Raw genomic sequence first — 21,803 nt, 5'->3', positions numbered from 1 at the left:
CCAACGACTCCACCCTTCATCCGGTTACCCTTCGCTATCCAACCTCTACCAAAGCGCCGGGTTCGGGCCTAGTACTTTGGGCTGATCTGAACAGGCTCCGGCTCTCGTACTATGAGTTGGTGTACGGCCTTCTCCGGTCTTTCTATGACGAGCCGAGCCCCTCCCGGCCGACGCCCAGGGCGTGGCGGGACTGGGCGCTGGTCGGCCTGATCGCGTCGATCGCGGTGGTCGAGGGCCTCCTGCGGACGGACCTGTCGTGGCGGGTCGTCTCGATCGTCGTGGCCGTGGGGCTGGCGCCGACGCTGGTGTGGCGGCGGACCAGGCCGTTGGTGATGATCGCGATCGCCTTCGGTGTCAGTGGCCTGGTCCCCGTGCTGACCGGCGCCGAGGCCGGCCTGAACACGATGGTGTTCCTGCTGCTTCTGGTGTATTCGCTGGTCCGGTGGGGATCGGGCCGCGAGATCGTGTTCGGCGCGGCGATCATCCTCGCGAAGCTCCTCCTCTCGCTGGTCCTCGGCACTATCAGCCTTGCCGAAACGCTCACCGGGATCGTCGTTCTGTTCTCGGTCGGTGCTTTGGGCGCGGCACTGCGCTACCGGACCAAGGCTCGGATGCGTGAGCTCGACCAGGTCAGGCTGCTTGAACGGGAACGGCTGGCCCGCGACCTGCACGACACGGTCGCCCATCACGTCTCGGCGATGGCGCTGCGGGCCGGGGCCGGTCTCGCGGCATCGGAGTCGCAACCGAGCGCGGCCACTGAGGCGCTCACCGTGATCGAGTCCGAGGCGTCGCTCGCGCTCGCCGAGATGCGCACCATGGTTCGCCTCCTGCGCCAGGACGAACCGGCGGATGTCGCGCCGAGCCCACGTCTCAGCGATGTCGCGCGGCTGGCGACCCGAGCGGGGCCAGGGCCGGATGTGGACGTGGAGATCACGGGTGCGGTCGACGATCTGCCGTCCTCGGTCGAAACAGCGATTTACCGCCTAGCTCAGGAGTCAGTCACCAACGCACGGCGACACGCGCGACATGCCACCCGCATCGAAGTCCGCGTAGCCGCTGACGACACGTCGGTGTCCCTGCGGGTGACCGACGACGGGCAGCCCAGCCCTGTCGTGACGCCGGGACACGGCCTCCTCGGCATGATCGAGCGCGCTGACCTGCTCGGCGGCACCTGCCAAGCCGGCCCGAACTCCGGCCGTGGCTGGACGGTGACGGCTGTACTGCCCCGGACGGCGGCGCGATGAGCATCCGAGTGGTCGTCGCCGACGATCAGGAGATCGCCAGGACCGGGCTGACCATGATCCTCAACGCACAGCCGGACATCGAGGTCGTTGGCGAGGCCGCCGACGGACGGCAGGCTGTCGATCTCGCTCGGCGTCTGCGTCCCGACGTGTGCCTGTTCGACATCCGGATGCCTGTCCTCGACGGCATCGAAGCCACCCGCGCGCTCGCCGGGCCCGCTGTCGACGATCCGCTTGCCGTTGTCGTCATCACGACCTTCGACCTTGACGACTACGTCTACGCCGCGCTGCGGGCCGGTGCCCGGGGTTTCCTGCTCAAGGACTCCGGCCGCGCCATGCTGACCCAGGCGGTGCGCGCCGCGGCCAACGGCGATGCCCTCATCGCGCCGAGCATCACCGCACGGCTGCTCGGCGCCTTCGCCGACACCGGACCCCGCGTCACCACCGGTGCAACCCATCGACGTGCTCACCGACCGCGAAGAGCAGATCCTCGTCGCCGTCGCGTCGGGCCGTACGAACAGCGAGATCGCCGACGAGTTCCACATCACGCTCAGCACGGTGAAGACTCACATCGCCAGCCTGATGGCGAAGCTGTCGGCACGCAACCGGGTCGAGATCGCCATGTGGGCCTACGAGACCAACCGCGTGCGCAACGGATCCCGCCGATAGTACGGCTTCGCCGCCGTACCATCGGCCGGTTCAACTCAGGCCTAAGTTCCGATGATGTGTCCTGCCTGGTGACGGCACGATTTCGGGCATGCCACAGGGAATCACCAGACAGGGACGGGCCGCGGTCGCCGGACTGATCGCGCTCAGCGCGGTGCCCGTGATCGCAGGCGCGTTCCGGCTGACCGAGCTGGGCACCGGTGGACCGATCTCCGCGCAGAACGCCCGGTTCTTCAATGAGCCTCTGCCGCTGGTGCTGCATATCGTCGGCGCCACCGTGTTTTGCGTACTGGGCGCCTTTCAGTTCGCTCCGCAGTCGCGCCGCGGCGGCTGGCACCGGGTCGCCGGTCGATGGGTTGTCCCTTGTGGACTGGTCGCCGCGCTCTCCGGACTGTGGATGACGTTGTCGTACCAGATCCCGGACAGTGTTGTGCTCGCAGGCGCCCGGCTCGTGTTCGGCTCAGCCATGGCGCTGTGTCTGATCCTCGGCGTCGCTGCGATCCGACGGCGGGACATCACTCAGCACCGGGCATGGATGATCCGTGGTTACGCCATCGGGCTGGGCGCGGGCACACAGGTACTCACCCTCCTGCCCTTGAGCTTCGCCGAGGGACCGCCCGACGAACTCAGCCGGGCACTGCTGGCCATCGCCGGTTGGGTGATCAACCTCGCCGTCGCCGAATGGCTCATCCGGAAGTCACTTGTCAAGGAGATTCGATGAAAGCGATCGTTCAAGACCGGTACGGCTCCCCCGACGTCCTCAAGCTGATGGACGTGCCGAAGCCGACACCCGCCGACAACGAAGTGTTGGTGCGAGTGCATGCGGCGGCGGTCAATGCGTACGACTGGCACGTCATGCGAGGCGATCCTTACGTGATGCGCCTGCTGTCCCCCGCTTGGTTCGGCCTGAATGGTCCAAAGAGGAGGATCCGGGGCCGAGACTTCGCCGGCCGCGTCGAGGCCGCCGGAAAGGCAGTGACACAGGTGCGTCCCGGAGACGAGGTGTACGGCGATCTCAGTGACGCCAATGGGGCTTTCGCCGAACACGTCTGCGTACCGGCCGACTTGGTGGACGCGAAACCCGCGAACCTGACCTTCGAACAAGCTGCGGCAGTACCGCTTGCGGGCACCACGGCCTTGGCGGGATTGCAAGGAGTACAGGCCGAACAGCACGTTCTCGTCAACGGCGCCTCGGGCGGTGTGGGCACGTTCGCCGTGCAGATCGCGAAGTCGCTCGGTGCGCACGTGACCGGCGTGTGCAGCAAGAGGAACATCGATCTGGTCCAGTCGCTCGGCGCTGACCACGTCATCGACTACACGCAGGAAGACTTCACCCGCGCAGGACAACGCTACGACCTCGTTTTCGACCTCGTGGGCAACCATTCGTTGGCGCGGTTGCGAAGCACGTTGACATCGACGGGAACGCTCGTGCTCTCTGGCGGAGGCGTGTTCAACGGAGGAAGCTTCTTCGGCCCAATGGGACTGATCATCAGAGCTCAGATCATGTCGCGCTTCATCCGCCACCGGGTGCTCGTTCTCAGCGTGACTCCAGGCAAGGAGCACCTGACCGCACTGCGCCACCTCATCGAATCCGGGAAGGTGGTCCCCGCCATCGACCGGACCTTTCCCTTGCACAGAACGCCAGACGCCATCCGCTACGTCGAAGAGGAACACGCACAGGCCAAAGTCGTCATCACCGTGTGATGAACGCTTTCGTTGGTACGTCAGCGTGGTGGAGCGGTGGTGCCACGGGCGATCAACGTGGGTGAGAGCTTGATCTGTACAGCCGGCGTCTGCGGGTTGGCGATGCGGTCCAACAACAGCCGTGCGGCGTTGCTGCCGGTTTGCCGACCGGCCTGGTCGACGCTGGTGAGCGAGATCAACCCCAGCGCAGCGAACGTCGTGTTGTCGTAACCGGCGACCGAGATGTCGCCAGGGACGGAGAGACCTGCTTCGGCCAGCGCGTGCAGAACGCCCATGGCGGCGATGTCCGCACCGGCGAAGATGGCCGTGGGCAGCCGAGGCCGGGCGAGTAGTTCCTTCGCGCCGAGATATCCGCCTTCCTGGGTGTACGCAGTGGACACGACGTCGATCTCGTCCGCGAGGCCGCGGGCACGCATGGCCTGCCGGTAGCCTTGCGCACGGATCGCGTTCGGCATTTCCGCCAGGCGGTCGGGGTCGGTCTCGAAGTGCTCGACGTGCGCGATTCGCTTGTGTCCCAAGTCAGCCAGGTGGTTGACGACGAGAGCGGCGCCAGCGGTGTCGTCGTCGACCACGGTGTCGTATCTGGCGGAGTGGCCATGTCGCCCGACGACGACAGTCGGCACGATGCTCGCGATGCGGTCCAGGCGGGATCGCGATGAGACCGGGGCGATCAGGATCAGGCCGTCCATGCGATGAAACGTTTCAATTGAGAGGCGCCGATGACAGTCGCCCCGAGTGAGCAGCTCGTGAAGCCGCCCATGCCCCGGTCCGAGCCCACGGCCGCACCACGCCGCCGCCAACAGGGCCCGCCGTGGTGGTTCGCGCTGCCGGCGATGGCGCTGTTCGCGTTTGTCGTCATCGTGCCGAGCGTCCGTGGCGTGTACTACGCCTTCACCGACTGGGACGGCCTGGATCCCGCCTACTCGTTCGTCGGACTGGGCAACTTCGTCGAGATGACCGCCGATCCCGCGGCGACGCAGGCGATCTGGCACACGCTGCTGATCGCGGTCGCGATCACCGTGATCCAGAACGGGTTCGGCCTGCTGCTGGCACTCGGGGTCAACACCATCATCAAGTCGCGCAACGTGTTGCGGGTCTTCCTGTTCGCTCCGGCGGTGATCACCCCGATCGTCACCGCGTACCTGTGGCGCAACCTGCTCGGCCCGGACGGCGCGGTCAACACCCTGCTCGGCGCGGTCGGACTGGACTCGTGGCGGCAGGACTGGCTGGGCGATCCACAGTTGGCCCTCTGGTCGGTCGTCGCGGTGATCGTGTGGCAGTTCGGCGGCTACTCCATGGTCATCTTCCTGGCCGGGCTGCAGTCCATCCCCCAGGAGATCCACGAGGCCGCCGCCATCGACGGTGCAGGGCCGGTGCGCCGGTTCTGGTCGGTGACCAGGCCGTTGCTGGCCCCGGCGCTCACGATCAACCTAATGCTGTCGATCATCGGCGGAATCAAGCTGTTCGACCAGGTTTACGCGTTGACCGGCGGCGGGCCGGGGCACGCCACCGACACGCTGTCGACGCTGATCTACAAGGACGCCTTCACGTTGGGCGAGTTCGGATACAGCATCGCGCTCGCGGTCATTCTCACGATCATCGTGGCGATCGCGTCCACCGGGCAGTACTTCTTCCTGTCCCGCAACGAGAAAGCGGTGTCATGAACCGCTACCGCTGGCGCACGTTCGGCCTGGAGCTGGTGATGCTCGCTGTCGCCCTCGTCGTCGGATTCCCGGTGTACGTCCTGGTCAACCTGGCGGTCCGGGCACCATCGGACACCTCGTCGCCGATCGCGCCGACCACGTCGCCCACAGTGGACAACTTTGTTCAGGCCTGGCAACAGGGCGCGTTGGGCGGCGCTTTGGTCAACAGCGCGTTGGTGACCGCCGGAAGCGTCGTCATCGTGCTGATTGTCTCGTCGCTCGCCGCTTATCCGTTGGCCCGGGTCACCGCGCGCTGGTCACGCGGGATGTTCCTGCTGATCATGCTGGGCCTGGTGCTTCCGTTCCAGCTCGCGGCTTTGCCGCTGTACCAGACGATGCGTGACCTCGGTCTGCTCGGCAGCGTGTGGGGCCTGATCCTGTTCTACTCCGGGCTGCAGGTGCCGTTCACCACGTTTCTCTATGTCGGTTTCCTGCGGGCCCTGCCACCGGACTTCGAAGACGCCGCCCTGATCGACGGTTGCTCGCCGCTGCAAAGCTTCCGGTACGTGGTGTTCCCGATGCTCAAGCCGATCACCGTGACCGCGCTGGTGCTGAACGCGATCGGGGTGTGGAACGACTTCTTCACGCCTTTGCTGTACCTGAGCGGCACCACCCAGCAGACCATGCCTGTCGCGCTGGCCGGCTTCGTCGGCCAGTACGTCACCGACTGGAACCTGGTCTTCGCCGCACTGGTGATCAGCACCGTGCCGATCCTGATCGTCTACTTCGTACTGCAACGCAGCATCATCAACGGCTTTGCCGGAGGGCTCAAAGGATGACTCCCCCATCCGCGAAGGAGAGGCCATGACCATACGCAGACTGGCAGCCGCGACGGCAGCATTGACCATGCTGGCCGCGTGCAGCGGCGGCACCACAGCAGGCTCCAGCGGTGACGCCAGCACACTGACCCTCGCTTCGATCGACCAGGGCTCTGTCGAAGACGTCGTCAAGGCTTTCGAGGCGGCCAACCCCGGTGTGAAGGTGAACTTCACGACCAGCGGCGCCGACCAGTACCAGCAGCAGATCCGCACCCAGCTGTCCTCCAGCACCGCACCCGACGTGATGTCGGTCTGGCCGGGCAACGGAAACCCGGGCGCGACTTACGTCTTGGCCAAACCCGGCTACCTGCTTGACCTTTCTGATCAAGCGTGGGCCGCGAAGCTGCCCGCATCGGTCAAGACCGTTGCCCAGTACGAGGGAAAGACCTACAACGCGATCTTCGGGGTCAGCGGGATCGGCGCGGTGTACAACCAAGACGCGATGGCCAAAGCCGGACTCACCCCACCGGCGACGTGGACCGAACTGCTGGCCTTCTGCCGGGCAGCGGCCGCCAAGGGAACACCGGCCTTCGCGTTGGGCAATCAGGACAACTGGGTGACTCAGGTCGCCCTGTACGCCCTGGTCTCCACGACTGTCTACGGCGACGACCGTGACTTCGACAAGAAGATGCAGGCCGGTCAGGCCACGTTCGCCAGTTCGGCGTGGACCACCGCGCTGGCGAAGTACCTCGAGATGGACAAGACCGGGTGCTTCCAGCAGAACCCGCTCGGCACCAGCTACGAGGCCAGTCAGGAACTCGCCGCCACAGGCAAGACACTCGGCATCATCCAGGGCAACTGGGTGGTGGCGCTGCTCAAGAAGAAGAATCCGGCCGGGACCTACATGCTCAAGGCGCTTCCGGCGACCGACGACCCTGCCAAGGCACTCATGCCCGCCGCGGCAGGCGCGGGGTACGGGGTGAACGCCAAGGCCAAGAACCGTGACCTGGCGTTGAAGTTCGTCAACTTCGTCATGTCACCGCAAGGCATGAACCTGTACGTGCAGAAGCAGGGCGGCCTGCCGTCGCTGCCGGACACCGGCTACGCCGTCGACCCCGCTCTGACCGAGCTCTCCCAGTTCATCAGCGGCGACCGGACCGTGCCGTTCATGGACCAGCTGTGGCCCAACGCCAAGGTGCAGCAGACGATGCTCAGCGGACTACAGGCGGTCTTCAGTGGACAGTCCACTCCGGACAAAGTGCTCGCCGCGATGGACGCCGACTACCGGGCGGGTGCCTGACGATGGTGACCAGCCGGGTGAGAAGAGCCCTGACAGGATTGATCCTCATCATGCCGATGATCGCCGCACCTGACTCGGCCGCCGCCGGGCAACCCCACGTCCGCGTGATCGACCTGCAGGTCAACGGCCGGGACGACCAGCCACTCGGTATTGACGACACCGCTCCCACCCTGGGCTGGAAGATCGCGGAAGCCCGTCCGTGCCGTCGCTCCCGCTGTCCGGCTGACAGGCAGACGGCCTATCAGATCCAAGTCGCGGCCACCGAGCCGGATCTGCGGAAAGGCAAGCTGATCTGGGATACCGGCCGGGTCTCGGCTGACCAGTCCGGTGTCCGCTATTCCGGACGAGAACTCGGCTCACGCGAACGCCCGGTATGGCGGGTGCGGGTCTGGGACGCCGACTCCACACCGTCGTCCTGGAGCACGCCGTCGTCCTGGGAAATGGGTCTGCTCAGCCAGAGCGACTGGGGCCAGGCACGCTGGATCGAGTATCCAGGGCGCACTGAGAACCAGCCGATGCCGATCTTCGCCCGCCAGTTCACTGTCGACCCCCGCAAGCAGATCGGCCGTGCTCGGCTCTACCTCTCCGGGGTCGGCCTGCAACTGCCGACCCTCAACGGCCGGAGCCTGACTGACGAAGTCCTCGCGCCCGGCAACTCGAACTACCAGCTCTCCAGCGAGTACCGGACGTATGACATCACCGATGAGCTGCGCAGAGGCGACAACACACTGGGTGTGCGACTGGGCAACGGACCGGCCTACGTCCGTCGCAGCGTCACGAACCCGGCGGTCGGCAGGACGTCGCCCTACTCGTGGTGGCAAAGCCAACTGAAGGGCAACAGCGTTCTCGCCGCGGACTCGGGACCCGGCGCCACGACTGTGAAACTCGACAACGTCATCAACTACCACGTCGGCGGCACCATCAACATCGACACCGGCAACGGCGGTGACAACCTCGAATCGCGGACCATCACAGCCATCGGCTCGGCAGAGATCACGTTCACCCCAGGGCTGTCAAAGCCTCACCTCGCGGGCGCCGTGGTGACCGGATCAGGCAACAACATCGCGGCGAGTGACCCGAGTGCCGGTGCCGCTGTGACACCGCGCATGATCGCACGGTTGGAAGTCTTCTACACCAACGGATCCAGTGACGTCATCGTGTCGGATCGCAATTGGCGCAGCGCCTTGGGCGCGCTCGTGACCGATGCGTGGTACTCCGGCGCCGACTACGACGCCCGCAGGGAGCAGATCGGCTGGGACCAGCCCGGATCGAACCTGACGCCCACCGCCAAGCGGCGTGACGGGACCGACATGTCCTGGACAGCGGCAGGTATCGCACCACCGCCGAACCTGGCCACCAAGCTCGTAGCCCGTACCGCGCCGGGCGTCGAAGTGGTCGAGAGGTTCACCCCGGTCTCGATGACCAACCCAGCGCCCGGTACCTGGGTGTTCGACTTCGGCCAGAACATCGTCGGCTGGCCCCGGCTGCGTCTGGCCAAGGCAGTACCAGCCGGGACCGTCATCCGGCTCGCTCCCGCCGAATCGCTGGCCGCCGACGGCACGGTCGACCAGGCCTCATTGATGGGCGGAGGCGGCAACCGGGGCCGCGATCTGTTCAACACCTACACCACAGCCGGAATCCCGGGCGAGACCTGGCATCCCGACTTCAATTACTTCGGAATGCAGTGGATCCAGGTGACTGGACTGCCCGAGGGATACGTTCCCGCCAAGGACTTGATCGAGGGTCTGCGGCTGCAGGCGGCAACGCCGGTCGCCGGTGAGGTGACCACCTCCAACGCGCGGATCAACCGCCTGCACACGATGGCCGGATACTCCTTCGCGGGCAACATCATGTCGGTCTTCACCGACTGCCCAGGACGCGAGAAGCTGTCGTACCCGGCCGACTACACCATGCCCATGGGCGCCATCCACCGGAACTACGACCTCTCGGCGTACCTGCGCACGACCATGCGCCACCTCGTCGAGGGACAGTCCATCGCGGACACACCTATGTTCGGCAATGTGGCGCTGAAAACCCCGGTCTACGACTGGGGCTACTCCGGCCGCTTCGGGGACGAGATCAACTGGGGCAACGCGATCATCCTAGTGCCCGCGATGCTCCACGAGCTCTACGGCGACACCACCACCATGGCCCGCTACTACGACCAGATGGTGGACTTCGCCGACTACATCCAACGCCAGAAAGCCAACGCCCACATCGTGGACGCGGCCCTCGCCGACTGGGTCGCCGCGGAGCAGACATCCGGCCGGATCACCGGCACGTGGGGCTACTACGTCATGATCAGCAAACTGGCCACCATGGCCGAGCTGACCGGTCACCAGTCCGACGCCCAGAAGTACCGGGCACTCGCGCAGGACATCAAGGCGGCCTTCAACGCGAACTTCTACAACACGCAACTACGCCGGTACACCAGCGACGGCAATGCCGGAACCACCGGCGCGACACAGACGGCCCAGGCTCTCGCGCTGGACGCCGGACTCGTACCCGACACCGAACGCCCGGCCGTCCTCAACGCACTCGTCGAGCTCGTCTACGCCTTCCACCCCAACGGTGAGGGTCCGCACTTCAGCGGCGGGACCATCGGCATGGCGCCGACCGTCCGGGCACTGAGCTCAGGTGGGCGTGACGACGTCCTGTGGGCTCTGGTGCAGCGCAACGAGCAGCCGAGCTACGGCTTCTTCCTCGAGCCGACCACCGCCAACCCCGGCGGGATGACCACCATGGGCGAACGCTGGAACCGCGGCGACTCCAAGAACCACATGATCCTGGCCCAGATCGAGGAGTGGTTCCACACTGGCCTCGCGGGCATCCGCGTCGACGGCCCCCGATCGGTGGTGATCCAGCCGAAGGTGGTCGGCGACCTCACCCACGTGCGAGGCAGCTTCCGGACCGCACAGGGTGCGGTGCGGTCGGAATGGTCAAGGACGAACCACTCGTTCCGGCTGGAGGTGGACGTCCCACCGAACTCGACTGCCGAGATCTGGGTCCCGGTGAGGGATGGGCACACCGTCGTGAAGCCTGACCGAGCCGAGTTCCTCCGATCGGAAGGGGGTTATTCGATCTACCGGACCGGATCGGGTTCGGCCGCCTTCAGGACGGTTCCACGATAGTCCGTCCACAGTGGTCCGCCAGGTCGCACCTGACGGACCACTGTGGACACACGAACTAACGCAGGGAGAAGGTGCTGATCCTCGATTCCCCGCTGAACACGAGGTAGACGTCGTGCCGTCCGCTCGCGCCCGACAGAGAACCGGTGGTGGTCGTGTAGCTGTACTTGTCCCCGGTGGCCGGGATCTGGGCCGTGCCGGCCAGCCTGCCGTTCACCGGGTCGTCCAGGCGGATTTCCACAGTGGCCGGTGCAATGCCGGCCGTCTTCGCAGTGAACGTCCGCACACCGCGACCGAGCTCGACATCGCTGAAGCGCACCCAGTCGCCGGAGGTCACCTCGACCGCCTCACCACGTGCCTTGCTCTCGTCGACCAGATCCACGCCCGCGTAGTCGTCGAAGTCGATCGCCCTGGTCTCCCGGCCGAGGTTGCGTGGCGGGATCTGCTCCCCGTGTACTCGTACATCGGATCGCTGCCGGATGTCCGATGCGGACGTGCCGACGAGCACGTCGTGGACCGACGACTCCAGCACCCACTTGTTGCGGGTGACGTCCCAGTGCCTGAGATCCGGCACGGCCAGCCGCACCATCCGGGTCTCGCCCGGATTGAGACTCACGCGCTGGAACGCGCGCAACTGCTGGTTCGGTTGCGTGTCACGAGAAGTGCGCTGATGGGTGTAAAGCTGGACCACTTCGTCCCCGGCACGCTGACCGGTGTTGGTCACCTGCACCGTCGCCGTGAAGCTACCGTTACGACCCGACGGGGAGATCCGGAGATCGCTGTAGCGGAACGACGTGTATGACAGGCCATGTCCGAAGGCGTACAGCGGTTTGCCGTCGAAGTACTGGTACGTACGGTCGCGTTTGATGATGTCGTAGTCGAAAATGTCCGGCACGTCCGCGTCCGAGCGGTACCACGTCTGCGTGAGCCGGCCCGCCGGGTTGGCCACGCCGTACAGCACGTCAGCCAGCGCGTTGCCGGTCTCCTGACCGGCGTGCGAAGTCCACACGATCGCCGGGATGTTCTCCTGCTCCCAGGTCAGTGTGGTCGGATAGCTGTTCTCCACCACGACCACGGTGTTCGGGTTCGCCTGCCGGACCGCCTTGATGAGCGCGGACTGGCTTTCCGCGAGGGCCATCGAGGTCCGGTCGTGGTCTTCGCGGCCGTTGATGAACGGCATGCTGCCCACCACGACCACCGCGGTGTCCACTGCCTTCGCCGCCCGCACGGCGCTGTCGATGCCCGAGCTGATCAGCTCCTTGCGGAACTTCGTCGCACCCGCCGCGTCCGGCGAACCCAGAACCAGCGTTCCGTCGGCCGCGACGGTGAGGTAGTTGTTCGGCCCGTCCCAGGTGTTCGGCGTCTCGTACCCGGCGTACCTGATCACGACCGTACCGTCCCCGGCGTCCTCCAGCTTGAACTGCTGGTGGACGAACCAGCCCCGCGGCTGCGGCGCCTGGTTGACGAACGGGCTGGTGGGGTGGCCCTGGTTCTGGCGCTCGATGTACTTGCCGTTGGCTGCGCTGCGCAGCGTGAGCACACCCTGTCCCCAGTCGAAGGCATCGAACTGTTCTGTCGCACCGACATTGGCGCCCGCTGCCTTCAGCACATCGCCGTCCTCATCGGAGCCCGCGGTGACGTACCGGCCAGTGCTGGCCTCGCGCAACGCGATCCGGTCGACGGCCTCGGTGTCGATCGCGTTGGCCTGCCGGGACTTGATGCCGTCCAACGGAGTCACGCTGTAAGGCAGCCCGCCGGAGTACCAGTCCGTGTACAGGGTCCGCTCGAGCGGCCCGATCACAGCGAGGCTGCGCTTCGGGTCCAGCGGCAAGGCGTTGCGGTCGTTCTTCAACAGCACCATGGCTTCGGTCGCCGTCTTGCGCGCCAGTGCCTTGTGGGCAGGGCTGTTGACGATGTCCTTGCGGATCTTGGCGTACGGGCCACCATCCGGATCGAACTCACCCAGCCGGAACCGGATGGTCAACACGTTGCGGGCCGAGGTGTCGATGTCCTTTTCCGTGAGCAAGCCCTTGGCCAACGCGGAGTTGATGATCTGGATGGTCGGGCCGGACCGGTTGTCGTCGACGGTGAAGCTGTCCATCCCCGCCTTGAGGGTGGCCGCGAAGCCTTCCTCGTTGGTGGCGAAGTACTTCTGCGAACCGGTCAGGTTGTACGGCCCGGAGGCGTCGCTGACGTTGTAGAGAGTCTTGTCGGTCCACGTCCGTACGACGTCGTTGACGTCCGGGTTGACGGTGGCCGGCCGCCCGTTGACGAGGTTGTACGAGGACATCACGCCGGTCGCCGCGTTCGCGGAGATCGCGGGCTTGAACGCCAGTTCGTCGTACTCGCGCAGCACCCGGGGCCGCAGGTTGGACGACGCGGTGGTCCGATTGACCTCGTTGTTGTTCGCGAGGTAGTGCTTGAGCACGGGCGCAGTCTTGAGGTACGTCGGGTGATCACCGATGAGGCCCTTGCCGTACGCCGTCGAGATCGCGCCGGTCAACGCCGGATCCTCGGAGTAGCCCTCCTCGTTGCGCCCCCAGCGGGGATCACGCAACAGGTTGACCACCGGGGCCCACAGCTGCAGGCCCCAGAACCCGGGGTCCTGCGAGTGGTAGCCACGGGCTTCGTCGCCGACCACCGCGCCGACCTGCCGGATCAGCGCCGGGTTCCACGTCGAGGCCAGCCCGATCGCCTGCGGGAACACGGTTGCGTTGGCCGTTACGACGTTGCCGTTCGTCCGCTCGGTCGTCCACGCCAGGCCGTGCAAGGCTTCCGTACCGGTCTTGAACTCGCCGATGCCCAGCCGTGGGATCGCCGGCTGGAACTGGTGCAGCAGCGAGACCTTCTCCGGTAACGTCAGGCGCTTGAGCAGATCGTCGACCCTGGCCTGCAGCGGCAACGCCGGGTCACGGAACGGATAGCCGGCCGGCTGGGCGATCGCGGGCCCGGCCAGACCCGCGACGAGCGCGACCACCATTATCACAACTCTGGCAACAAAACGTGCGCTTCTGGACAATGATTCGCCTTTCTGTCCGATAAGGACGAACATGACGCGGTCATGACACTGCGACACGGCCGCGACTATCATCGTCAAGTGGTCACCATCGCGGATGTCGCCCGTGCGGCCGGGGTTTCGCCGAGCACTGTGTCCTATGTGCTTTCGGGCAAGCGGCCCATCTCCGAGGAGGTGCGCCGAAGGGTCCAGCGCAGCATCCAGAAGCTGGGCTACCACCCGAACGCCGGCGCGCGGGCGTTGGCGAGCAGCCGCAGCAACGTGCTCGCGGTGGTGATCCCGTTGCGGACCGACCTGAATGTCCCGGTGGTCATGCAGTTCGTCGCGGCCGCGGTCACCGAGGCCAGGAAGCACGACCACGACGTCCTGCTGTTGACCAAGGACGAAGGGCCGGAGGGCCTGCGCAGGGTGGCCGCGTCGTCCATCGCCGACGCGTTGATCGTGATGGACGTGGAGGCCAACGAGCCGCGCCTGCCCGTGCTCCGGGCACTGGACAGGCCGGTCGTGCTGATCGGTGTTCCGGACGAAACGGGCGGCCTCACGTGTGTCGACCTCGACTTCACGGCGGCCGGTTCGGCCTGCGTGACACACCTCGCCGAGCTCGGGCACCGGGAGATCGCCCTGATCGGCCCCTCCCCCGCCGTCTACAAACGCGGCACCAGCTACGCGGGCCGCTTCCTGCGTGGTTTCCGGCAAGCCGCTTCGAAACGCAAGATCCGGGCGTCGTCGTTCCCCTGCCCACCGTCGTACGACGAGTTGCGAACCCGGCTCGACGAAGTGTTCACGCGTCATCCCGGCGTCACCGGCCTAGTCGTGCACAACGAAGCCATCCTCGGGTCCCTGCTCTCGGAACTGAGCCGCAGGGGCAAGCAGGTCCCGCAGGACATCTCGGTGCTCGCCGTGTGCCCGGAGGACATGGCCGAGGCACACGCGTTGCCGCTGACGTCCATCGCGCTGCCCACGGCGGAACTGGGCGGCCTCGCCGTGGAGATGGCGATGCGCCAGCTCAACGGCGGGGCCGGCCAGTCGGAGGTCCGCCTGTTGTCACCCAAGTTGATCGACCGCGGCAGTACCGGTCCAGTGGTTGCCTAGCGCCACCAGGCTGACTGGTGCCAGCGCGCCAGGTTCGGTCGCGATCACCGCCAGCGTGACCGTGTTCGACCGGCCCAGCACCCCGGCGGGAACCACGAAGTCACGCTGCGGCGCCCCGGGCATGTACTGGCCCATGTTCCAGCCGTTGACGAACACGAACGCCCGGTACTTGCGGTCCGGCTGGTCACCGAACCGCAACGCCACCGGCACGTCCTGATCCGCGGGCAGATCGAGCCGGAACGTGCTGCGGTACCACGAAACACCGGCAGGCATCGTCGCCGGCGCGGGCGACCATCGGCTGTGCCGGTCTGGCAAATGCCATCCTGCGCGCTCGCCGTACAGACCGCCTGTGTTCATCGGGCCGCGTTCAACATCGCTGTTGCTCGCACCCCGGATCTGCCACGAGATCTTCGCATCGCCCACGGTGACACCGAACAGGCCGCGTGGTTGCTTGAACCTGGTGTCGTCGGCCGTCCAGTTGTCGTTGTGGCCCATGTTCGTGACGAGCACGGACAACGTGGCTGCGCTCCCCTTGACCAGCAGGCCCTCTGGGATCGTGAAGTCGCCTCGCCCTGGGTCGGGGTTGACCGGTTCGGAGTCCGCTTGTGTGCCGCCAAGCGCGGACCCCAAGTAGTGACCGTTGAGCCACACGAGGTAGTTCCCACGCTTGCCGGTGATCGCGTTGACCGACACGGTCTTCTCATCGCCGCCCGCGGTGAACGCGCCGCGATACCAGACATTCCCGTAGTGGTAGCCGTACTCGTCCGCGTACAGCACCGGTAACGTCTTCGGCTTGATCGGGCTCGCTGTCGTCGTCTTGTCGGCGACCGTCCACCCCGAATCTCCGAACGCGGGCGGCTCGGCCCGGTACTGCCATGACGACAACGCGGACAGACTGACCGGACGTGGCCCGGGAAGCCTGCCGACGAGGGAACCGCTCGGGGTCCGGCGGGCAGGGACGAGCTTTCCGTCCACGACCAGTCTGCGGGTGGGTGCGAAGGTTTCCACCTCGCCTGCCTGGTCCATGTCGGCCTTGAGCACGAGCCAGTCACCGGCGACGGCCGCCGAGCGTGTCAGCGAGGGGCCGCGGACGAGTACCGGCCCGGCTGCGGTGTCCAGCCGCCAGAACTGGGCGGCGGTCTGGTCAGTGCCGAGCATCAGCAGCATCGGCGGCCGTCCGCCACCCTCGACGAGCACCCGCGCCAGTCCGGAGTGGGTGTAGTCCAGCCGCAGGTCCTTGCCGTCGAAGGAACTTCGCACCGCGCCTTCAAGCACTCGTACCTGCGGCGCAGAGTTGTACCGCAGGACAGTGGATCCCTGCTCGCCTTCGCGCCCGTACAGTACGGCGACATCGCGGCCCTGCACGGTGACATGGGTCAGGATCTCGGAGTTAGACCACACCAGACGCTGCCCGCCGAGGTCGTACCCGGCCACCAGGATCTTGGCGTCGCGGCCGTTGACCCGCACCGGCACCGAGTAGGAACCGTCCGGTGTGGACCAGTCGAGGACCGTCGACACGTCGGCCGATGTCCGCCGGTCCGCATGCCGGACGAGCACGAACTGCGTGCCCGTGTCCGGATTGGTGCGTGCCTGGGTGAACACAGCCGGATCGGCCGGCCCGGGCGCTGGGCTGGAGTCGGTCTTGGCAAGGGGTTTGACCGTGGTGAGGAAGTATCCCTGGCGTTTGAACTCGTCGTACTTCGTTGTCAGGCCACGGGATTCGGTGATCGCGGCGCCGTAGTCGTACGACGTGTAGACGTCGTTGGGCTGCGGCAGCCAACCCCACGACGTTCCACCGTGGAGCATGTAGTAGCCGTACATCGTGGCACCGCTGCCGATGATGTTCGACTTGTAGTACACCTTCATGTAGTCAGGGCCGGTCAACTCCCGGCACTTCTCGTACCCGGCGTTGTTCAGGTCGATCGCACCGGCCTGGTACTCCGCCGCGTAGACCGGGGCGTCGTCGCGCAACCGCCGCGTGACGCCTTCTCCCCATGTGCCCCACGTGCCGGGGTCCTGGCAGTTGAAGGCCTGTGGGTAGTCGTCCACACCGGGGATCTGCACGGCTCCCTGGCCGGACGACCAGTTCGCCAGATCCCCGTTGCAGCAGTTGTTGTGCACGATCGGGACGTCGATCCCGTCCGCCCTTGCCTTCTGCTGCAACTGTTCCATGTAGAGCGGATCGACATTGACGGCGTACTCGTTCTCCACGTTGTAGGCGATCACCGAGCCGCCGCGGGTAACTTGGTGCCGCGCCAGGATCGGGTTGATCCGGCTGAGCCATTCGCGGTACGCGGCGGTGTACCCAGCATCGCTGGACCGCGCCCGGCCCTCGACGGTCTTCAGCCAAGCGGGCAGGCCACCGCCGGTTGTCTCGGCGTTGATGTACGGCCCAGGCCTGGCGACCACGTACAGCCCGAGCTCTTCTGTCATCCGCAGCAACCGCTCGACGTCACGGATACCGCTGAAGTCGTACACACCGGGGGCGGGTGAGTGGTATCCCCAGTGAAAGTAGAGCGAGACGCCGTTGAACCCGGCCGCCCGGATTTTCTCCAGCACGTCCCGCCAGAGCTCCGGGCTGGGCAGCCGGAAGTAGTGGAATTCGCCGGACCACAGCACCACCCGGCGACCGTCCACAGTGAGCGAATACTTGTCGTACGCCACCGTGTGGCCGCGCGCCTGGTCGGCGGCGGCAGGCGCGGCGATCAACCCGAGTAACATGAGCACGGCCACCAAAATCCTCATTGGACATCCTCGATCGTGCACCCGTTGTCGTTCCCCGAAATCGGGTCCTCACCGTCGGGGAACGCGACCTGCCAAGCCGACGGCGGCGAGTCCACGTCGACGTGGATCCGGTTGCCGCTGCGGCGGACGTAGAACGTGGAACCAGCGACCTCCGTGGTGATCCGGGCCCCGTCAGCGAGCTGGTAGACCTGCAGCGTCACACCTTCGGCGTAGTCGTAGTCCGGGCGGTTGTCGACAGCTCCGACCGGGAGGACCGTGTTCGGCCGGACCAGCAACGGCACGGTGCGGAAGTCGCAGGTCATCGTGACCCAACGACCGCCCTCGATCTCCGTGCCGGTGAAGAAGTCGGTCCAGACCCCGTCCGGCACGTAGAACGAGACTTCGCCGTCGTCGGAGAACACCGGGGCGACAAGGAGACTGTCGCCGAGCATGTACTGCCGTTCCAGGTGCGTGCACGCCGGGTCGTCCGGGAACTCCAGCGCCATCGCGCGCATCATCGGCGTTCCCTCGGTGCTGGCCTGCAGCGCCGCGTGATGCAGGTACGGCATCAGCCGTGCCTTGAGCTTCGCGAAGATCCGCAGCACGTCGACGGCTTCCTCGTCGAACAGCCACGGCACGCGATACGACGAGCTGCCGTGCAGGCGGCTGTGCGAGGACAGCAGGCCGAAGGCGATCCACCGCTTGAACAACGCGGGATCCGGCGTGCCCTCGAAGCCGCCGATGTCGTGGCTCCAATACCCGAATCCGGACATGCCAAGGGAAAGCCCGCCGCGCAGGCTCTCGGCCATGGACTCGTAGGTCGATTCGCAGTCCCCGCCCCAGTGCACCGGGAACTGCTGCGATCCGGCGGTGGCCGACCGGGCGAAAACCACGGCCTCGCCGTCGCCGCGTCGCTTGCGCAGCACTTCGAAGACCGTCTGGTTGTACAGGTACGTGTAGTAGTTGTGCATCCGTTCGGGGTCGGAGCCGTCGAAGTACACCACGTCGGTGGGCACGCGCTCGCCGAAGTCGGTCTTGAAGCAGTCCACGCCCTGATCGAGCAGAGCCTCCAGTTTGGACGCGTACCACTCCCGGGCGGCCGGGTTGGTGAAGTCGACCAGTGCCATTCCCGGCTGCCAGAGATCCCATTGCCACACGTCACCGTTCGGTTTGCGCAGCAGGTACCCGCCGTCGACACCTTCGGCGAACAGCGGGGACCGTTGCCCCACATAGGGGTTGATCCACACCGAGATCCGCAGATCGCGGGACTTCAGCCGGTCGAGCATGCCGACCGGGTCGGGGAACGTCCTCGGGTCCCATTCGAAGTCGCACCAGTTGTACTCGCGCATCCAGAAGCAGTCGAAGTGGAACACGCTCAACGGCAGGTCCCGTTCGATCATGCCGTCGATGAAGCCGGACACCGTCCGCTCGTCATAGGAGGTGGTGAACGAAGTCGACAGCCATAGGCCGAAGGACCAGGCCGGCGGAATGGCGGGCCTGCCAGTGAGCTTGGTGTACTTGCGCAGGATCTCCTTCGGGCTGGGTCCGTAGATGACGAAGTACTCCAGCGACTGGCCTTCGACACTGAACTGCACCCGGGACACTGCCTCGGAGGCGACCTCGAACGACACGTGTCCCGGGTGGTTGACGAACACCCCGTATCCGGCGTTGGTCAGGTAGAACGGGACGTTCTTGTACGCCTGCTCGCTGCTTGTACCCGCGTCGGCGTTCCAGATGTCGACGACCTGGCCGTTGCGCACCAGTGGCCCGAACCGCTCGCCCAGCCCGTACGCCACGTTCCCGACGCCCAGGTTCAGCTGTTCGCGGACGTAGTGCTTGCCGTCGAGGCTCATGAAGCCCATTCCCTTGGCACCACTGGTGGTCAGCACCTTGCCGTCGACGACGAAGTCGATCCGCCAGTCCCGGCTGACCCGGACCGACAGGGCACCGGAGGTCAGGGTGTCCTCGCTGAGCAGCACGTCACGCGGCACGGTCGACAGCCCGAACTGCGGCTGCTTCGGCCGCTCGCCTTCGAAGTGCGTCAGGCTCACCCCGATCACGTCCGGCATCGGCGAGGAGAACCGGACCGTCGCCACCGGGCCTTTCAACAGGTCGCCTCGATGGCGGATCGGGTGGGTGGGCGCGTGGACGACGATCTGCCCGGCCGCGGAGGTGATGTCGTACACCTCGACCGGATGGGCCGCCTGCACGCCGTCGCGCAGCAGCCAGTACCCGTTGCTGAACTTCATTTGACCGCTCCCGCCGTGATGCCACGTGTCAATGTCCGTTGGAAGATCAGGAAGAACGCGATCGCCGGGATCACGCCGAGCAGCGCCGACGCGCTGGTCATCGTCGCGTCCATCAACCGTTGGCCTTGCAGGACACCCAAGGCCACCGGGACGGTCTGGGTGTCATTGGAGATCAGCAGGACCAGCGGGAGGAAGAACTCGTTCCAGGTCCAGATGAAGAAGAACACGAACAGCACCGCCAAGGTGGGCCTGCTGACCGGAACCACGATCCGCACCAGCGTCTGCCACTTGTTCGCGCCGTCGATCCGGGCCGCCTCCAGCAGTTCGGCCGGGAACCCGACGAACGTCGACGACAGCAGATAGGTGCCGAACGCGGCCTGGATGATCGTGAAGACGATGATCACGCTGAGCTGCGTGTCGTACAGCCCGGTCTCCTTGGCCAGGTAGTACAACGGATAGACCAAGGCCTCCTGCGGCAGCGTGTTGGCCACGAGGAAGGCGATCAGGATCCACAGCCTGCCCCGGACCCGGCCGATGCCAAGCGCGTAGGCGTTGAACACCGAGATGATCACCGCGAGCACCGCGACCGATCCGCTGATCACCAGGCTGTTGAGCAGCTTCTGCCCGAAGTCGACCCGTTCCCAGAAGTCGACAATTCCCTGGAAGGTGATGTCGCTCGGCAACGCCAGCGGCCCGTCGGCCGCGTACTCCGCGGGCGATTTCAGCGCGTTCATCGCCACGATCACGAACGGCGCGAGCATCACGACCGCGAGCACGATCAACGACCAGAACACCGCATGCCGTTTCATCCGCGCTCACCCCGGTTCTGCACTCGCAGGAACACCGTGGTGAGAATGAGGATCAGCACGGTGAGCACAGTCGCGATCGCGGCGCCGTAGCCGACCTGGGTCTTCTCGAAGAAGTTCTGGAACGAGAAGTACGACGGCACGTTGGTCGCGCCGGCGGGTCCGCCCCGGGTCAGTACGTAGATCGGCCCGAACACCTTCAGCGCGGCGATCGTGCACGTCAGCAACACCACGAAGATCTCCGGCCGGATCTGCGGCACGGTCACGTGCCAGAACCGGCCCCACCAGGACGCACCATCCAGCTCCGCCGCCTCGTACAGCGACGGATCCGCCCGCTGCATCCCGGCCATGAAGATCACCACCGGATAGCCGACCTGGATCCACAACAGCACCCCCATCACGCTCCACAGCGCGACATCCGGGTCACCGAGCCAGTTCTGCCCCAGCGAACCCAGTCCCACGACGCCGAGGAACTCGTTCAACGCGCCCTGCGGAGCCAGGATCCAGCTCCACACGATCCCCGCCACCGCGATCGGCAACACCTGCGGCAGATAGATGCACGCCCGCAGGACGCTCGCCGCCCTCGACCCGAACCGCTTGCCGATGACGTCGAACAACGCGGCCGCGATGACCAGTCCAGCCATCGTCGGCAGAATGGCCATCGCCACGACGAGCCCGACGTTGTTGCGGAACGACGCCCAGAACGTCTCGTCGCCGAACAGCCGCGTGTAGTTGTCCAGCCCTGTCCACTTCGGATCTCCGACGCCCTGCCACTGGGTGAAGCTGATGCCGATGTTCATCACGAACGGCACCAGGATCACCCCGGCGAGCAGCAGCCCGCCGGGGATCAGGAACAGCAGGTACGATCCGCGTTCCCGGAATGTCCGCGCGATCATTTGCCGACGTTCGCCAGGTTCTCCTGGTAGGGCTTGGCTATCTCGTCCATCACCTGATGCGGCGTCGCCGTGCCGGTGATCAGCTTCTGCACCGCCGAAACCTGCACATCGTAATAACCCGGCGCCGGCCAGTCCGGATAGAACGCCAACCGATCCTGCGCGGCCAACGTCTTGAAATTCTCCGCCACTTCCTTCAACTGCGGCGCCGCACTCGACGCCGAACCAGTGTCCACAAGCGGCACACCACCCGCATCACGCAACTTGTCCTGAATCTGCGGCGACATCGTGATCTGAATGAAGTCGTACGCCAATTCCTTGTTCTTCGACCCCGCCGGAACCACCCACATGTTGCCCGCGGACCCCGCCGTCAGCCCCGGCCACAGGAACGACCCCCACTGGAAATCCTTGATCCCCGAAGCCAGCCTGCCGTACCACCAACTGCCACTGATCATGATCGGATGCTTGCCCTGCATGAACGACACACCCATGTCCTCGGCCTTCACCCCCGCCGAGTCCTTGC

At 65.9% G+C, this 21,803-nt stretch carries 15 protein-coding genes and 1 pseudogene; 9 read left to right on the top strand and 7 right to left on the bottom strand.

What is annotated here, in order from left to right; genetic code table 11:
• Positions 1-119 precede the first annotated feature (119 nt).
• The 4 genes and pseudogenes from B9C43_RS36240 (at position 120) to B9C43_RS36225 (ending at position 3,611) form a co-directional block, all read left to right on the top strand.
• The gene (locus B9C43_RS36240) at positions 120-1,244 is read left to right on the top strand and encodes a sensor histidine kinase (RefSeq protein ID WP_143446846.1); all 1,125 of its coding nucleotides are present in this window, start codon (positions 120-122) and stop codon (positions 1,242-1,244) included.
• Positions 1,241-1,910 (top strand): annotated as a pseudogene (locus B9C43_RS36235) (response regulator). Before B9C43_RS36240 ends, B9C43_RS36235 begins: the two are co-directional and overlap by 4 nt.
• Positions 1,911-1,998: 88 nt before the next feature.
• The gene (locus B9C43_RS36230; RefSeq protein WP_084431262.1) at positions 1,999-2,628 is read left to right on the top strand and encodes a DUF2306 domain-containing protein; all 630 of its coding nucleotides are present in this window, start codon (positions 1,999-2,001) and stop codon (positions 2,626-2,628) included.
• The gene (locus tag B9C43_RS36225) at positions 2,625-3,611 is read left to right on the top strand and encodes an NAD(P)-dependent alcohol dehydrogenase (protein WP_084431260.1); all 987 of its coding nucleotides are present in this window, start codon (positions 2,625-2,627) and stop codon (positions 3,609-3,611) included. Before B9C43_RS36230 ends, B9C43_RS36225 begins: the two co-directional genes overlap by 4 nt.
• Positions 3,612-3,631: 20 nt before the next feature.
• On the opposite strand, the gene B9C43_RS36220 is transcribed toward B9C43_RS36225, so the two are convergent.
• Complete coding sequence (locus B9C43_RS36220) at positions 3,632-4,300, bottom strand: LacI family DNA-binding transcriptional regulator (RefSeq protein WP_084431258.1); 669 nt, start codon at positions 4,298-4,300, stop codon at positions 3,632-3,634.
• Between the two features lie 30 nt (positions 4,301-4,330).
• Here B9C43_RS36220 and B9C43_RS36215 point away from each other — a divergent pair, with 30 nt between their 5' ends.
• The 4 genes from B9C43_RS36215 to B9C43_RS36200 are packed head-to-tail and all read left to right on the top strand — an operon-like array spanning position 4,331 to position 10,503.
• Positions 4,331-5,275 carry a carbohydrate ABC transporter permease gene (locus B9C43_RS36215; protein ID WP_084431256.1) on the top strand — a complete coding sequence of 315 codons (945 nt, stop codon included), beginning with the start codon at positions 4,331-4,333 and terminating at the stop codon, positions 5,273-5,275.
• On the top strand, positions 5,272-6,093 hold the full coding sequence (locus tag B9C43_RS36210; RefSeq protein WP_084431254.1) for a carbohydrate ABC transporter permease: 822 nt from the start codon (positions 5,272-5,274) through the stop codon (positions 6,091-6,093). Before B9C43_RS36215 ends, B9C43_RS36210 begins: the two co-directional genes overlap by 4 nt.
• 25 nt (positions 6,094-6,118) lie before the next feature.
• Entirely contained in the window at positions 6,119-7,372 is a 1,254-nt protein-coding gene (locus B9C43_RS36205; protein WP_084431252.1) for an ABC transporter substrate-binding protein, read from the top strand.
• Between the two features lie 17 nt (positions 7,373-7,389).
• The gene (locus B9C43_RS36200; protein WP_200825851.1) at positions 7,390-10,503 is read left to right on the top strand and encodes an alpha-L-rhamnosidase; all 3,114 of its coding nucleotides are present in this window, start codon (positions 7,390-7,392) and stop codon (positions 10,501-10,503) included.
• Positions 10,504-10,558: 55 nt separating this feature from the next.
• On the opposite strand, the gene B9C43_RS36195 is transcribed toward B9C43_RS36200, so the two are convergent.
• On the bottom strand, positions 10,559-13,480 hold the full coding sequence (locus B9C43_RS36195) for a glycoside hydrolase family 3 C-terminal domain-containing protein (RefSeq protein ID WP_084431248.1): 2,922 nt from the start codon (positions 13,478-13,480) through the stop codon (positions 10,559-10,561).
• Between the two features lie 117 nt (positions 13,481-13,597).
• Between B9C43_RS36195 and B9C43_RS36190 the strand changes: the two genes are divergently transcribed.
• Positions 13,598-14,608 (top strand): LacI family DNA-binding transcriptional regulator, encoded by a 1,011-nt coding sequence (locus B9C43_RS36190; protein WP_033390909.1) that lies wholly within the window; start codon positions 13,598-13,600, stop codon positions 14,606-14,608.
• Here B9C43_RS36190 and B9C43_RS36185 read toward each other — a convergent pair.
• From B9C43_RS36185 to B9C43_RS36165, 5 genes are all read right to left on the bottom strand, one after another.
• The gene (locus B9C43_RS36185) at positions 14,561-17,353 is read right to left on the bottom strand and encodes a beta-galactosidase (protein ID WP_084431246.1); all 2,793 of its coding nucleotides are present in this window, start codon (positions 17,351-17,353) and stop codon (positions 14,561-14,563) included. The two genes, B9C43_RS36190 and B9C43_RS36185, sit on opposite strands and share 48 nt — an antisense overlap.
• Positions 17,350-19,581 carry an alpha-xylosidase gene (gene yicI / locus B9C43_RS36180; protein WP_084431244.1) on the bottom strand — a complete coding sequence of 744 codons (2,232 nt, stop codon included), beginning with the start codon at positions 19,579-19,581 and terminating at the stop codon, positions 17,350-17,352. Before yicI ends, B9C43_RS36185 begins: the two co-directional genes overlap by 4 nt.
• Positions 19,578-20,390, bottom strand: a complete 813-nt coding sequence (locus B9C43_RS36175) for a carbohydrate ABC transporter permease (protein ID WP_084431242.1) — start codon at positions 20,388-20,390, stop codon at positions 19,578-19,580. The genes yicI and B9C43_RS36175 overlap by 4 nt, the downstream gene beginning before the upstream one ends.
• Positions 20,387-21,283 (bottom strand): carbohydrate ABC transporter permease, encoded by an 897-nt coding sequence (locus B9C43_RS36170; protein ID WP_033390914.1) that lies wholly within the window; start codon positions 21,281-21,283, stop codon positions 20,387-20,389. Before B9C43_RS36170 ends, B9C43_RS36175 begins: the two co-directional genes overlap by 4 nt.
• The coding region (locus tag B9C43_RS36165; RefSeq protein ID WP_143446845.1) for an extracellular solute-binding protein at positions 21,280-21,803 on the bottom strand (524 nt) is incomplete at its 5' end. The genes B9C43_RS36170 and B9C43_RS36165, both read right to left, overlap by 4 nt.

It is taken from the genome of Kibdelosporangium aridum, from assembly GCF_900176515.1.
Taxonomy (GTDB): Bacteria; Actinomycetota; Actinomycetes; order Mycobacteriales; family Pseudonocardiaceae; genus Kibdelosporangium; species Kibdelosporangium aridum.
This window is presented reverse-complemented; position numbering and strand designations above follow the sequence as displayed.

Excerpts from the sequence above, each read along its gene's own strand:
- B9C43_RS36230 (WP_084431262.1), top strand. The coding sequence starts at position 1,999 with ATGCCACAGGGAATCACCAGACAGGGACGGGCCGCGGTCGCCGGACTG.
- B9C43_RS36225 (WP_084431260.1), top strand. The coding sequence starts at position 2,625 with ATGAAAGCGATCGTTCAAGACCGGTACGGCTCCCCCGACGTCCTCAAG.
- B9C43_RS36220 (WP_084431258.1), bottom strand. The coding sequence starts at position 4,300 with ATGGACGGCCTGATCCTGATCGCCCCGGTCTCATCGCGATCCCGCCTG.
- B9C43_RS36215 (WP_084431256.1), top strand. The coding sequence starts at position 4,331 with ATGACAGTCGCCCCGAGTGAGCAGCTCGTGAAGCCGCCCATGCCCCGG.
- B9C43_RS36210 (WP_084431254.1), top strand. The coding sequence starts at position 5,272 with ATGAACCGCTACCGCTGGCGCACGTTCGGCCTGGAGCTGGTGATGCTC.
- B9C43_RS36205 (WP_084431252.1), top strand. The coding sequence starts at position 6,119 with ATGACCATACGCAGACTGGCAGCCGCGACGGCAGCATTGACCATGCTG.
- B9C43_RS36195 (WP_084431248.1), bottom strand. The coding sequence starts at position 13,480 with ATGGTGGTCGCGCTCGTCGCGGGTCTGGCCGGGCCCGCGATCGCCCAG.
- B9C43_RS36185 (WP_084431246.1), bottom strand. The coding sequence starts at position 17,353 with ATGAGGATTTTGGTGGCCGTGCTCATGTTACTCGGGTTGATCGCCGCG.
- yicI (WP_084431244.1), bottom strand. The coding sequence starts at position 19,581 with ATGAAGTTCAGCAACGGGTACTGGCTGCTGCGCGACGGCGTGCAGGCG.
- B9C43_RS36175 (WP_084431242.1), bottom strand. The coding sequence starts at position 20,390 with ATGAAACGGCATGCGGTGTTCTGGTCGTTGATCGTGCTCGCGGTCGTG.
- B9C43_RS36170 (WP_033390914.1), bottom strand. The coding sequence starts at position 21,283 with ATGATCGCGCGGACATTCCGGGAACGCGGATCGTACCTGCTGTTCCTG.